Annotated in this window: 16 protein-coding genes; 3 read left to right on the top strand and 13 right to left on the bottom strand. The window is 36.1% G+C overall.

Annotated features, from left to right (window positions below; translation table 11 throughout):
• Nucleotides 1-31 precede the first annotated feature (31 nt).
• Nucleotides 32-820 carry an AraC family transcriptional regulator gene (locus EK417_RS12705; RefSeq protein ID WP_228457931.1) on the top strand — a complete coding sequence of 263 codons (789 nt, stop codon included), beginning with the start codon at nt 32-34 and terminating at the stop codon, nt 818-820.
• Between the two features lie 34 nt (nt 821-854).
• Here EK417_RS12705 and EK417_RS12700 read toward each other — a convergent pair whose 3' ends face one another.
• From EK417_RS12700 to EK417_RS12670, 7 genes are all read right to left on the bottom strand, one after another.
• Nucleotides 855-1,355 (bottom strand): CinA family protein, encoded by a 501-nt coding sequence (locus EK417_RS12700; RefSeq protein WP_076594653.1) that lies wholly within the window; start codon nt 1,353-1,355, stop codon nt 855-857.
• 168 nt (nt 1,356-1,523) lie between these two features.
• Entirely contained in the window at nt 1,524-1,904 is a 381-nt protein-coding gene (locus EK417_RS12695) for a hypothetical protein (RefSeq protein ID WP_076594652.1), read from the bottom strand.
• Between the two features lie 15 nt (nt 1,905-1,919).
• Nucleotides 1,920-2,237 carry a hypothetical protein gene (locus tag EK417_RS12690; protein ID WP_076594651.1) on the bottom strand — a complete coding sequence of 106 codons (318 nt, stop codon included), beginning with the start codon at nt 2,235-2,237 and terminating at the stop codon, nt 1,920-1,922.
• Between the two features lie 49 nt (nt 2,238-2,286).
• Nucleotides 2,287-2,493 carry a hypothetical protein gene (locus tag EK417_RS12685; protein ID WP_076594650.1) on the bottom strand — a complete coding sequence of 69 codons (207 nt, stop codon included), beginning with the start codon at nt 2,491-2,493 and terminating at the stop codon, nt 2,287-2,289.
• 179 nt (nt 2,494-2,672) lie between these two features.
• The gene (locus EK417_RS12680) at nt 2,673-3,287 is read right to left on the bottom strand and encodes a Crp/Fnr family transcriptional regulator (RefSeq protein ID WP_228402423.1); all 615 of its coding nucleotides are present in this window, start codon (nt 3,285-3,287) and stop codon (nt 2,673-2,675) included.
• Between the two features lie 50 nt (nt 3,288-3,337).
• The gene (locus EK417_RS12675; protein WP_136522333.1) at nt 3,338-3,931 is read right to left on the bottom strand and encodes a Crp/Fnr family transcriptional regulator; all 594 of its coding nucleotides are present in this window, start codon (nt 3,929-3,931) and stop codon (nt 3,338-3,340) included.
• A 339-nt stretch (nt 3,932-4,270) separates the two neighbouring features.
• Nucleotides 4,271-5,155 (bottom strand): DMT family transporter, encoded by an 885-nt coding sequence (locus EK417_RS12670; RefSeq protein ID WP_076594648.1) that lies wholly within the window; start codon nt 5,153-5,155, stop codon nt 4,271-4,273.
• Nucleotides 5,156-5,251: 96 nt separating this feature from the next.
• On the opposite strand from EK417_RS12670, the gene EK417_RS12665 reads away from it, so the two are divergent.
• Entirely contained in the window at nt 5,252-6,673 is a 1,422-nt protein-coding gene (locus EK417_RS12665; protein ID WP_136522332.1) for an aminotransferase-like domain-containing protein, read from the top strand.
• Nucleotides 6,674-6,789: 116 nt separating this feature from the next.
• Here EK417_RS12665 and EK417_RS12660 read toward each other — a convergent pair whose 3' ends face one another.
• The 5 genes from EK417_RS12660 to EK417_RS12640 form a co-directional block, all read right to left on the bottom strand.
• A complete protein-coding gene (locus EK417_RS12660; RefSeq protein ID WP_034698263.1) occupies nt 6,790-7,386 on the bottom strand; it encodes a Crp/Fnr family transcriptional regulator in 597 nt (198 codons plus the stop codon).
• Nucleotides 7,383-7,763, bottom strand: a complete 381-nt coding sequence (gene ytxJ / locus EK417_RS12655) for a bacillithiol system redox-active protein YtxJ (RefSeq protein ID WP_076594646.1) — start codon at nt 7,761-7,763, stop codon at nt 7,383-7,385. The genes EK417_RS12660 and ytxJ overlap by 4 nt, the downstream gene beginning before the upstream one ends.
• Nucleotides 7,760-8,221: a DUF1569 domain-containing protein gene (locus tag EK417_RS12650; RefSeq protein WP_228457930.1), complete on the bottom strand. Its 462-nt coding sequence runs from the start codon at nt 8,219-8,221 to the stop codon at nt 7,760-7,762. The genes ytxJ and EK417_RS12650 overlap by 4 nt, the downstream gene beginning before the upstream one ends.
• Nucleotides 8,215-8,751 (bottom strand): YfiT family bacillithiol transferase, encoded by a 537-nt coding sequence (locus tag EK417_RS12645; protein WP_110366233.1) that lies wholly within the window; start codon nt 8,749-8,751, stop codon nt 8,215-8,217. The genes EK417_RS12650 and EK417_RS12645 overlap by 7 nt, the downstream gene beginning before the upstream one ends.
• A 216-nt stretch (nt 8,752-8,967) precedes the next feature.
• Entirely contained in the window at nt 8,968-10,110 is a 1,143-nt protein-coding gene (locus EK417_RS12640) for a DEAD/DEAH box helicase (protein WP_136522331.1), read from the bottom strand.
• 213 nt (nt 10,111-10,323) lie between these two features.
• Between EK417_RS12640 and pncA the strand changes: the two genes are divergently transcribed.
• Complete coding sequence (pncA, locus tag EK417_RS12635) at nt 10,324-10,929, top strand: bifunctional nicotinamidase/pyrazinamidase (protein ID WP_076594643.1); 606 nt, start codon at nt 10,324-10,326, stop codon at nt 10,927-10,929.
• A gap of 270 nt (nt 10,930-11,199) precedes the next feature.
• Here the strand turns inward: pncA and EK417_RS12630 are convergent, their stop codons facing one another.
• Entirely contained in the window at nt 11,200-13,671 is a 2,472-nt protein-coding gene (locus EK417_RS12630; protein WP_136522330.1) for a multicopper oxidase domain-containing protein, read from the bottom strand.
• Between the last annotated feature and the right edge of the window lie 4 nt (nt 13,672-13,675).

The following is a 13,675-nucleotide window of genomic DNA, read 5'->3' as shown; positions in this document are numbered from 1 at the left end:
ATTTGCCAAAATATACATACAAAACGACAATATGAAATGTGGCCTGATTGAAAAAACGGAAAGCCAGTTTGTAGATTCAATAGAAAAAGAAGCTTATGTGTGGTGCGAAAAAAACTGGAAACATGATGATTATGAGCACAGGCATACCCGTGCTCAGCTTACTTTTGTGGAAGAAGGTTATCAGTATTTTCATATTGACAGGAAAATTTATCTTGTCCCACAGCATCATGTCATCTGGATTCCCTCAGGAAAAGCCCATAAAATTACCTCAGAGGCACAAACCGTTAATCTGATGGTATTTCTTTTCAAATCTGTTTTTGAAGATGAATTTTATCAGAATGTTCAGGTATTTGCTGTTCCGCCTGTATTGAAGGAAATGCTTTTATACGCCTCAAAATGGAACCAATCTCTTGATGAAAATGAAGAACAGGATATCTTTTTCAAAGCTATTTTAAAGAGCCTTCCCAATTTCTGCAAGGAAAGCAGCAGCCTGGAAATTCCTGTACCTGCTGATACAAGACTTATTCCTGTATGCAATGATATCAATTCTAATTTTAAATATAATCTGAATATTGATTCTTTAGCAGAAAAAGCACAAATGTCTGTGAGAAGTCTCCAGAGAATTTTTAAAAATGAAACAGGAATTACCTTACAAAAATACCTTCAGTTGACCAGAGTTTTAAAAAGTATTGAGTTAATAGATACCCAACAATATACTTTGAGTGAAGTAGCGTATAAGGTGGGTTACCAAAGTCTGTCAGCATTTACAACATCATATTTTGCAATTATGCAGACAAAGCCAAAGGTGAATAAAAATTAAAGTTTTTGTATACACTATCATTTAATTCCAATGTCTATTTTAGAATTAGCATCCTGTTGAGTTCACTTTTAAAACATCCAAGAATAAATTCTGTATAGTATAGCTGAGCATTTAAAGCCTGAGTCTTAGGATGCAGCTCTAATTTTTTGGTAAGAATTATTTCTCCTTTATAGGAAAACGAAAAATAGGCGAAAACCTTATATCCAGAATTAATAACTGGGGTGCAATAACCCGTTGTAGAAATGGACCAGTCGGATTCAAAATGTTTTGCCACACTGAGAGCCATAGCCTGAGAAATTGCTTCCCCCGCTCCGTCATGATCATCGGGTCCGGGTCTGTTTACCTTAAGAAGTCTCACTTTTTCAGTCAACGTATAAGTTGTCATTCCACCTTTGTAGAATAAAAGGGCATCCGGCATCTGTGAGAAAGCAAGCTGCAGACAACCGGAAGTAACACTTTCCGCAATTGAAACAGATTCGTCAGCGGCTACCAGAAACTGACTTATATAATTGAGAAGATTCTGTTGAAATTCCATAATATTTTATTTTGTGAGGTTCATTTAAAACGATTATAAAAGAGACCAAAAAGCTGCTGAACAAATGAATACAGCAGCTTTCATGATTAAGTATTGTAAATGGTGTGAAAGGTCTTTTTTAAGATCTGATTACAATTCAAAGGCATTTTCAATAAGACTGCTCAAAACCTAATCTGTTTTGTTGTTCTCAAGAATATCAAGAAATCTACTGATATATTCTTCCTCTTTCAAAACCTTGTAATAAGCTGTTTTTGCATATAAAGTGAAAGAAGGTGATTCAAACCTTACTTCAGTTTCTCTCTCATCAGTAAACGATGTATTCTTGGAATGAAATTCACGGATATGAAGAATATACTCTTCAATGCATGCATTTATTGTTCCTTTAAGGATATCACACGTTGCATTATTTTTGATCTTCTCCAAAGAATTGATCAGAAAGGCCGTCACTCCGTATGAATTGATTATAGGTGGAAACAGAGACTCATTCTCTATCATATTATTTTTATCATTCAACCCGGAATCCCGTAAGGTGTCGTTCTCAAATATCATATTCAGACAATGGTATTAGTTATGGGAAGCTTTCAAATACTGCTCGAAATAATGGAGGTCATTTTTATCTTTAATAGACAGGTAAAACATGATTTGTTCCGGTTCTTTCAGTCCAATGCTGGTGAAGCTGTCAAAATGAGCAATGAGTGCTTGTATATTTTCAATATCGATATCTTTCAGGATGATGAACAAAAGAAAGATATTTTCTTCAATTTCTTTAGCATAAACAGCTGCTCCAGCTTCAAAACAGTCTCCTTTATGTATTATTTTTATAAATTCTTTGTTTTTCAGGCTATGTATTATTTTGTGAGAGTTCATAAATATTGATTTCATGGTTAAAATAAGCCTGTGATAAGCAAACTATAAAATATAATGTACCCTTTTAATCTCTACGCTTATCGTCAAAACCGGTAGTATCTGCCAGCTTGCTATCTTCATTCTCATGATTATAAATACTTTTTAAAGCACTCACAAAAAATGGGTGAAGCAAAGTTTTTTCTGTGTCATGTTCTACTATTAATCCATCGTTTCCTTCCGGCTTTTCTATTGTGGAATTCGTATTGACGGATTTTTTGATTTCACACGCCATAATATGATTTTATAATATTGATTATTACAGATCGTTACTGGACACTAAACAGCAATTTCAAAAAATGAATATTTTATATTCATCTTAATTAATATCTCAGGAATGGTATTGAAAACTGTTGCATCAAATGTACATAAGAATAACTCACTTTTTTATGATTTGAGTCACTAAAATCATATTTAATATAAAATTTTACGATCTTGTAAAGAAAGCATCCCTTCCTTTTCCATTTTTTTTAAGTTTCTGATCACAGTTTCTACACGCAGGCCTGTAAGATTGGCGATCTGCTGCCGAGTAAATGCAATATGGAAACACTGATGGCAGTCTTCATCATGATAGCTTTTAAGATAATCAAGTAAACCCTTTAATCTTTGCATGGGGTTTTGTGATGCCAAACTTTGCATCATTTTTAATTTGTAAAAAATTTCCTGTGAAAGGCATGCATTCATTTCCAGAGAAAGATCAGGATTCTGCGTGATCATTTCAAAGAATTTTTTTTTGGGAAGTCTTATAATCCGGGAATCTTCAAGACATATGGCATTGATTGGATAATCCTGATTGAGAAAAAGCATGGCTTCTCCGAAGCTTTGTTTTTTGCCCAGAATATTATGAATGAATTCTTTTCCGTTTTCATTATAATTATTCAGTTTTACTTTCCCCTCACTGATCTGAAAATAATAAATTGCATGATCGTCTTCTCTAAAAACCGATTCCCTTTTTTTATAGTTCTTATCTTCTGCACCAAATGAGTACAAAAGATTTTCATCAATATTCATGCAGCTTATTGTTTTCATAATTTCGATATATTTTAAATAAAAAAACAAATAATATGCCTGAAATAAGGTTAATATAGAATTTTGCGATTTTCAATTCTCACAATTTTATCTCTTTCCATATGTTTAATCGTTCTTATAGCGGTTTCCACACAAAGCCCTGTAAGGCTAGCCATTTGTTGTCTGGTTAAGAGAATTAAAAAAGAATAAGGAGTACGATCTTTTTGAGAACTTTTAAGGTAATCCATTAGTCCTCTAAGCCGTATAGAAGGGTTTTGAGATGAGAGGCTCTGCATCATAATGAATTTATAATAAAGACGTTCTGACAGGAAGCTGTTTACCTCCATATATAGTTCCGGAGACTGATTCAGCAGATTGAAAAAAGCAGATTTATGAAGTCTTAAAACGCTGCATTCTGTAATGGCTTCCGCATTTACAGGATAAAGTTTTTCTATAAAAAGGATAGATTCTCCACAACTTTCCCCGTCTGATAAAATATTTTGAATAAACTCTTTACCTTCCTCATTATAATTGTTAAGTTTTACTTCCCCTTTAATAATCTGATAATAATTAGGAATATGCCCTTCAAAGAAAATTGTTTCTGAAGGGATATAATGCTTTGTTTCTGCTCCCGCTGAAATCAAAATATTTTCGTCGATAACCATAATAGCTTTTTTTGGAATTGTTTTCTTATTCCTATCTTCTTATTCTTAGTAAAAATATCATTGGTAATCGGTTACAGTGCGTATACAAAAACCACACCTTAACAATTATTTAAAAAGTTAAATAGTGTTAATTTTTTTAGTGATTATCACTTATTTTATCTTATGGATTTACATTTAATAACGAATCTATTTTATATTTGTCATTTGAGAATTAAAACCGCAGGAAATTTATTGCAACATTTTGATTATGAAAAAGAAAAGCCTCATTTCAAAAAGAAATAAGGCTTTCCATATATCCTACTGCAGCAGCAAAAGGATTTTTAAGGATCGCACTTCTACTTATTTTGCAAATTTCTTAGTTCCTGCAACACATAGTATCACTCCTACTGTTACACCAAGCATTCCCATACTCACTTGCTCATGAAGAAAGCATGCAGCGAGTGCGAGGCCAAAGAAAGGCTGAAGCAATTGTAACTGACCAACAGTAGCAATTCCACCCTGTGCCAATCCTTTATACCAAAATATAAAACCAATGAACATACTGAAAAGAGAGATATAAGCCATCCCAAACCATCCCTGAAAGCTGACATTCTGAATATCAGCCGGGAAATACATAAAAAATAAAGGAATCATTACAGGCAGCGCCAATACCAAAGCCCAGGAAATTACCTGCCATCCTCCCAATGTTTTGGATAATTTAGCTCCTTCAGCATAGCCCATCCCACATAAAATAACAGCAGAAAGCATCAGAATATCGCCAATAGGTGAAGCTGATATTCCCTGCGAAACAGCATAGCCGATCACCAAAAGACTTCCTATAATAGAAAAAAACCAAAATATAGGATGAGGTCTTTCCCCACCTCGCATAACCCCAAATACCGCAGTTGCCAAAGGCAGCATTCCCAGGAATACAATAGAATGCGCTGAAGTGAGATATTGAAGAGCCAATGCAGAAAGAAGGGGAAACCCTACCACACAGCCAAGAGAAACCAGCAATAACGGGATTAAATCTTTTTTGACAGGCCGTTTTTCTTTACCCAGCCATAATACAACCAGTGCCAGAACTCCTGCCACAGCTGCACGAACAATCGTTACAAAAATGGGACTCATTTCCATTACGGCTAACTTAGTGGCCGGCAAGCCTCCACTAAACAAGACTACCCCTATAAAACCATTGATCCAGCCACTTATATTTTCATCTTTTGATATTTGTTTTGTCAACATTGTATTCAAGCTTTTAATTGATGTTCAAAATTAGAAAGGATAATTCGATAAACACAGTATCAGTTTTGTATATTTGCATGAGCACAGTTTAAAAATATGAGTAAAGAATTTTTGTATACAGAAATTGCAGATGGCATTGCAGGACAGATCAGAAATGGTATTCTAAAGGCTGGAGACAAGCTTCCTTCAGTGAGAATGCTATGCCAGGAGCATCAGGTAAGTATGAATACAGCCAAACGTGTTTTTCTGGAACTGGAATCCCAGTCATTGGTAGAGTCCAGGCCGCAATCCGGTTATTTTGTAAGCCAGCTGCTCTCTGCAAAACTTCCTTTGCCCGAAGTAAGCCGTCCGTCATTGATCGCCAATAACGATGAACCGGATGAGCTGATCAGTAAAGTATATGAAAATATGGGTAAAAAAGACCTTACCTTTTTCTCAATTGGAATTCCTTCCGGAGATCTGTTACCTCAGGCTAAACTGAAGAAAGAAATTGTAAATGCCACCAGAGAATTAAAAGACGGAGGAACCGAATATGAAGAGCTTCAGGGAAATCTGAAATTAAGAAGAATGATTGCAGTACGTTCCTTACAGTGGGGAGGAAATCTTAGCGAAAATGATCTGATTACCACCAATGGCGGGATGAATGCCCTTTCTTTCTGTTTGATGGCTTTGGGAAAACCGGGAGATACCGTTGCGATCGAAAGTCCCTGCTACCCTGGAATTCTACAGCTTGCCAATGGATTGGGTTTAAAGGTTCTGGAACTTCCTACCCATCCTACTACCGGAATAGAAATCGATACTTTAAAAAAATTAATTCCTAAAATAGATCTGTGCCTGTTGATACCCAATTTTAATTCGCCTTTGGGAAGCTGTATGCCTGATGAGAATAAAAAGGAAATTGTAAAAATACTTTCTGAAAATGATATTCCGTTGATAGAAGATGATGTGTATGGAGACCTTTATTTTGGTTCCAGCCGTCCGAAATGCTGCAAATCTTTTGATACAAACGGAAATGTACTGTATTGCAGCTCAATTTCAAAAACTCTGGCTCCCGGATATCGTGTAGGCTGGATTGCTCCGGGAAAATACAAAGAAAAAATCATGAAGCTGAAACTTCTGCATTCTACCTCTTCTATTTCCATTGTGAATGAAGCAGTGGCTAACTTCCTGAAATCCGGAAAATATGAAAAGCATCTCCAGCAGCTTCGCAAAACATTACAGTTCAATTATCAAAACTATGTACAGACTATTGCAGAATCTTTTCCGGAAGGTACGAAAACAAGCCGTCCTCAGGGAGGTTTGTCTTTGTGGGTAGAATTTGATAAAAATATCCGCACAACAGAATTGTACGATCTCGCCATCAAGCAAAACATCAGTATAGCTCCCGGAAGAATGTTCACCTTTCAGGAGCAGTTTGAAAACTGTATGAGGCTCTGTATAGGGCTTCCCTGGTCGGAAAATACACAGACGAAACTCAGACAGGTTGGACAGCTTGCCAAAAAGATTTATTTGAAGTAAGGATGATGGAAGTTATTATAGTTTTAAGAATAACTTATTTCAATTCTATCTAAACAATAGCTGTTGAAGTTCTTTTATATTCACCAGAACTTCAAGCTTCCTTCTTCCAGCCTTTCCTATTTATTATCCGGGATGAAATTTTTTCTTGCCAGCTCTTTTCTTACACGGCTCAGACTTTCAGGAGTAATTCCAAGGTAGGAAGCAATCATCCATTGTGGAACTCTCAGCAGCAAATCCGGGTACATTTTTATGAATTTCATATACCTTTCTTCTGCAGTTTCTCCCAATAAGGAGTTGATTCTGTTTTGAAGACTTCTGATGTGTTTCTGAAGAAGGAAATCACTTCTTTCTATGCTGTTTGGAAACTGTTCTACCAGCTTGTTGAAGAAATCAGGATGAAGAAACAAAACTTCAGAATCTTCCACTGCTTCTATATAATAAATGGATTTTTCATTGAAATAAAGGCTGCTTCGGTCAGAAATCAGCCAGCTTTCCGGGGCAAACTGGATAATATGTTCTTTTCCGTTTTTATCAATGGAATACATCTTTATCAGCCCTTTTTCTACAAAGAAAATATGACGGCAGATTTCACCATACTGAAGAAGAAACTGATTTTTAGGTATTTTCTTTACTTCATAATGCAGGCTGCAGGTGTTCACATTCTGAAGCGGAACATTTAAAACTTTGGCTAAATAATTATTTATATTCTTCATGATACAATCTGACTTAAAGAAATGTCCTGGTGCGAGGCACTGTTAACAGGTTTTCCGTTTTCTATGACAATGAGCTGCGGACTTTCATGTCTGATTTCAAAATCTGCTGCTATTTTGTTGGAAAGAGATCTGTGAGCCAATAAATCCAGATAGTACACATTCACCGGCTGGTCTGAATTCTCTACCTCTTTTTCAAAATTTTTCAGAACAGTTCTGCTGATAAAACAGCTTGTAGAATGTTTGAATATTGCGATCTTATTCTGAAAAGAGTCTTCTATAGCTTTTGTAAGATCCTCTTCAGATTCTATCTTTTTCCAGAATGTTTTTTGGTCAGGGGTTTCGCTTTTTCCACCGAATATTTTATCAAAAAAACTCATACATTAAATTGTTTTAGATGGTGATCAAGATGTTTGTATTCTAAAAATGTCCAGTCTTTTTCAGTCATTTTACCAAATAATCTGTGCCTTTCCGGCAGTCTGTGTTTTTCACAAACTTCCCGGAATTCCTCCAGTGTTTTCAGCAGATTGGCTTTTGATACATCAAAATCACATTCAAAATTAACGATTAGTTTTTGAAAAGTAGGCATGTTTCTGGGAATTCCATTATTGAAAATATACATTTCTATTTTAGTAAAAATCCCTATTGCCTCAAACATAACATGAATACGGGGAAGTTCCAGCTTTCCCAAAGCCACCTGAAGAACCAGATCACAATGCTTTAACATTTGACACCCATTCATTTTTCCCCATTTTCCATGAGAATTTTCAGATAACAGGGAAATTCTGTCTTTAATTTCCTGATAATATATTGGATTATTGAGACTCTTCCTTACCAACCTTTTTCTATCTTCAGATTTTCAATATGAGCAAAATGATGATTACAGTGCCACACGTATAAAGCTAGGCTTTCTCTTAAATTATAATTCTTTTGATGCTCAGGATGATGAAAAGTTCTTTCAAACTGTTTATTCGTAAGGCTTTTAAGAAGAACTACCCATCTTTGGTGTGTTCCTTTCAACATTCTCATTGCCGGTTTTACAGGCATATGAAAACTGTCCTGAAGTTCCGCCCATTTCGCTTCATCATAAGGTTTTATGGTAGGGTTTTCTTCTGTCAGAGCCAGTTTGAAACGCATAAAACTGTTCATATGGCTGTCAGAAAGGTGATTCACAAGCTGCCTTACCGTCCAGCCTCCTTCTCTGTAAGGAGTATCTAACTGGTCATCTGTAAAATGTTCAATGAGATTTTTTAGTCTGCCGGGAAAGTCTTTAATTACGTTGATATAAGTATCCAATGTGGTATCACAAATGTTTTCAGGAACTTCAAATGGTCCTATTGGAAACTTTTTTTTCTCTAAATCACTCATTACTCAGGTTTTAATTTTTTTAATTATTGCCGATTTGTCCTCTCATTATTCATTAGAATAATTTACGAATATCAGCTTGTGCGAATTTATCAAAAATTCAAGAATTTAAAGTGAATAAAGCATTAATTGTACCGATAATGATTTTTGTGGTATCGATTTTTCATTAAAAAAGGCTTCAATTGTATAAACTGAAGCCCTTCTATTTATAATCAATGATTAATATCCATGTAAATCAATACCTTCTGTTCTTTGCAGGGTTACTTTTCTACCCATTTTCTTTTGAATCACCCGAAAATGCTGCAATTCATCATCCGTCAGAATACTGATTGCCGTTCCTTTTTCATTGGCACGTCCTGTTCTGCCAATACGGTGGATATAATCCAGCGGCGAACGGGGTAACTCGTAATTGATCACACACGGCAGGGATTCAATATGAATTCCACGGCCTATTAAATCTGTAGCCACCAAGATCTGAGCTCCGTTTACTTTAAATTCTTCAAGATTGTTTCTTCTCGCTCCCTGAGACTTCTGACTGTGAATGGCCACCGCTTTTATTTTATTCTTTTTAAGTTTCTCTACCAGATTATCTGCAGATCTTGTAGACGAAACAAAAATCAAAGCCTTTTCCACTTTCTTTTCTTTGATCAGATATCGTAAAAAAGGTCCTTTATTTTCCGGAGCAACATGATACGCCAGCTGTTCGATATTATCAATTTCAACTTCTTCTTTTGTAATTTCAATAATCGTGGGATTGATAGAAAGGCGTTCTTTCATTTCTGAAACTTTATCATTCAAAGTCGCTGAAAACAAAGTAGTTTGTTTCGCTACAGGCATCATGGCAAAAAGTTTATTCATTTCTTCACCAAAGCCCAGCTGAAACATTTTATCAGCTTCATCAATCACCAGATGCTTAATTCCCGAAATACTCAATGCATTATGATCAATCAAATCCAGCAAACGTCCCGGAGTGGCAATCAAAACTTCCACACCAAACATTCCCTTCATTTGTGGATTGATAGAAACCCCTCCATACACTGCCATTGTACGAACTTCTCTCTTTAAATTTTCTGTGAACGCTCTGAACACTTCATCAATCTGGATAGCCAGCTCACGGGTAGGAACCAATATCAAAACCTGAACATTACGGTCTTTTTTAAGTTCTGTATTCTGTAGTTTTTCCAGAATAGGCATTACAAAGCAAGCCGTTTTACCGGAACCTGTCTGGGCAATTCCCATGAGATCTTTCCCTTGTAAAATGACAGGAACAGCCTGCTCCTGTATTGGGAACGGTTTTAAATACCCTAGTTTTTTGACAGAACGAATAATATTGTGTGATAATCCTAACGATTCAAATGACATAAAATACTTATTTCCGCAAAGATAAGCTATTGATATTTGGTTTGGGTCTCAAAATAGCATACGCTGCAGACAAAACTTAATTATTTTAATTTTTAAGTTCTTCCCTGATATGCATTGAAAAATTTATGTTGCCGATTTGTCCGATAATTCGGGTTTGGACAAATTTTTGAAGATTAGTTTTGTAAATTTATCAAAAATTCGAGAAATCAAAATATGAAAAAAGCGTTAATAATAGTCGATGTACAGAATGATTTTTGTGAAGGCGGAGCACTTGCAGTCCCTGGAGCCAGCGAAATTATTCCATACATCAATCTTTTGATGGAGGAAAATGCATATGATCAGGTAGTTCTTACACAAGACTGGCATCCTGCAGGGCACAAAAGCTTTGCGAGCAGCAATGGAAGAAAGGTAGGAGAAAGTATTATTTTAAATGGTGTTCCTCAGTTTATGTGGCCGGATCACTGTATTCAGGGAACTTTCGGAGCAGAATTTCATAAAGATCTGAACAGAGACAAAGTAACCCATATTGTACAGAAAGGTAAAAATATTGAAATTGACAGCTATAGCGGTTTCCAGGATAACAACCACTTTATGAAAACCGGTTTGGATGACTTCTTAAAATATCATGACATTCAATTGGTAGAAATCGTTGGACTGGCCCTGGATTATTGTGTTAAGTTCACAGCACAGGATGCGGTAGCCAACGGATATGTAACTTGTCTTCATTTCAACGGTACACGTGCCGTCAACGTAAAACCTGATAACGCCAGAGATGCCATCTATGAAATGATTGAAAAAGGAGTTACAGTGCTAGGATAATTATAAATGATGAGTTATGAGTTTTAAAATTTATGACTTAATACAATAAAAAAGCGCAAAAATTTTTAAGGGATCAAAAGCTGGAATCCATTTCATTGAGCATTTCTAAGTGAATGTATCACTTAAAGTTACATCTCTTTGCTGCCTTAAACAATACCGTAGAATCATCTATTCTCTGCGTTTACAAAGAAATTCTCCACACGAAAATTGACCGTGTCCAAAAAAAGCTGCCTCAATAAGAGACAGCTTTTTACTATAATTTGGTTTTATTCAGTAGGTTAAAGTAACACCTGCGCCCCAGCCCATTTCATTATCATAATTTCCTGAAAGGGACAGCCATTTCTGAACGATGTACCTCAATCCTGTTGAAAACTCACCGTCTGAATTGACACTGAAATTCCCTCTCAGTCTTCTGGAAAGGGGTATATCTTCACGACTTAGCTCTAATAATACTTTTCCGTTCTGATCGACACTTGCATCAGCCGTGATAAGCATCGGCAATACATACTGCATTCCCAACATGAATGCAAATCTGTTTTTTGAAGCTTTCTGCTGTCCGAACCAGGTCTTTTTACCATAAAAATCCATTCCCGTATCTTCTGCCATCTGTCTTTCCATAATTTCATGATTCTTCTGAACTCTTACTCCTGCATAAAGAAGCGCCCATTGGAATTTTCCTAAAAATCGTCCTACTTTTGCACTTCCTTCAAAATGATCAAAATTCCAGTTGGAATGAAACTCATTAAGGTTAGCCCATCTAGGCCCGAACATCGTCATTGTCTCTGCGTGGATCTTATTGCTTGCAACATCCAGCATCGCCATAGAACTGGTCATTTTATTATCCTGTACAAAATTTTTCCAGGCTAATTTTCTGTTCGGAAGCTGAGGATTAGGTTTTGAATTTTCATAACTGAAGATTCTTCCCATTCCAGCCATCATATGGTATAAAATATGGCAGTGGAAAAACCAGTCTCCATCCTGATTGGCAGCAAATTCTATTGTTACCGTTTCCATCGGCATAATATCTACTACATTTTTCAAGGGAGAGTATTCTCCTTTTGAATTGATTAATCTGAAATCATGACCGTGAAGGTGCATCGGGTGACGCATCATAGAATTGTTATACATCGTGATTCTAAGAACCTCTCCTTTTTTGATCAGAATTTTATCCGTTTCTGTTACCGTTTTATTATCCAGCGTCCAAAGATAGTGGTTCATATTTCCTTCCAGCGTAAATTTCATTTCACGAATGCTGTCTGCAGGAAGAATGATTTTCTCAGGAGATTTTAAAATATTGTAAGACAGTCTCTTGATTGTTTTCTCTTCCTTCATATCGATTCCTGAGTGTTGGGAATGATCTTCTTTTTTATCTTCTTGGGTTTTCACTCCCATCATCTCATTGATATGCTTTGCCGTAGTTTTTCTTTGATTTTCAGACAATTCCGGATACATCACTTCATTCATATCCATCATCTGGTTTCCCATCGTCATATTCATCGGTTTCATATTTCCGCTCATCTCCATCATTCCGTTCATCATTTTCATTCCTTCAAAAAGCATCAGCCTTGGAAGATTGGGAGCTTCAACCCTTTCACCTGAACCCAGCCAAAGAGAAGCGTGTCCTATTCTGTCTTCAGAAGTTGCTCTGAATTCAAAGCTTTTATTTTCGGGAATTGTCACTTCAATATCATAGGTTTCAGAAACTCCTACAATCAGGCGGTCAACTTCTGTTGGTACAACATCGTTACCATCATTACCCACTACTTTTATCTTTCCGCCTCCATAATTGAGCCAGAAATAGGTAGATGAACCTCCATTGGCAACTCTCAGCCTTACTTTATCACCAGCTTTTAAATCAGAATAATCTGAACTGGGAGTACCATTGATTAAGAATTTATCGTAATAGACATCACTTACATCCATCGCTTCCATTCTTTTCCATTCATTCAGGGCTTTTGTACCTAAATTTCCGGATTTAATGGCTTCCCAGTAACTCTGTACTGCATTTTTCTTTACCGCATACCAGTCTGTGTTGGCCATATGAAGTCTTCTTGCAATCTGCATAGGATCATCATCACTCCAATCTCCCAATAATACCGGAATTTCAGCATTATATTGTGTTTGAGGCTCTCCTTCTCTTTTTTTGAAAACCAGGATACCATTCATTCCTATCTGCTCCTGCAGTGCTTCGTGAGAATGATACCAATACGTTCCGTTCTGAGAAATCCTGAATTTATATAAATGGGTTTCTCCCGGTTTTACAGGTTTTGTAGTAAGGTATGGAACACCGTCATGCTCATTGGGAAGAATTACTCCGTGCCAGTGCAGCCCTGTATTTTCTTTAAGCATATTGTGCAGGTAGATTTCGGCAGTGTCACCTTCTGTAAAATATAAAGTAGGAGCTTGAAGTTTTCCATTGATCGCAATGGCTCTTCTGTTTTTTCCTGTAAAATTGACAATAGTATCTTTTACATAGAGATCATAACGAACCGGTTTCCCTCCAAAAGTAATTTTTCCGTTTTCAGAATTACGTTTTAAAATAGATTTTTCTTCTTTAAGATTTTCCATATTTATAGAAGAATCAATTTCTTTTTCTACCAATTCCATCCCACATTTAGGGCATTTTCCCTGTTTATCTGAAACAATTTCAGGATGCATGGGGCATGTATAAGATATTTTTGTTGTTTGTGCGAAAGTAAATACAGAGAACAAAAGCACCAGAAACATTATCAGCTTTTTCATAATA

The sequence above is a fragment of the Chryseobacterium candidae genome, from assembly GCF_004916905.1.
Taxonomy (GTDB): Bacteria; Bacteroidota; Bacteroidia; order Flavobacteriales; family Weeksellaceae; genus Chryseobacterium; species Chryseobacterium candidae.
This window is presented reverse-complemented; position numbering and strand designations above follow the sequence as displayed.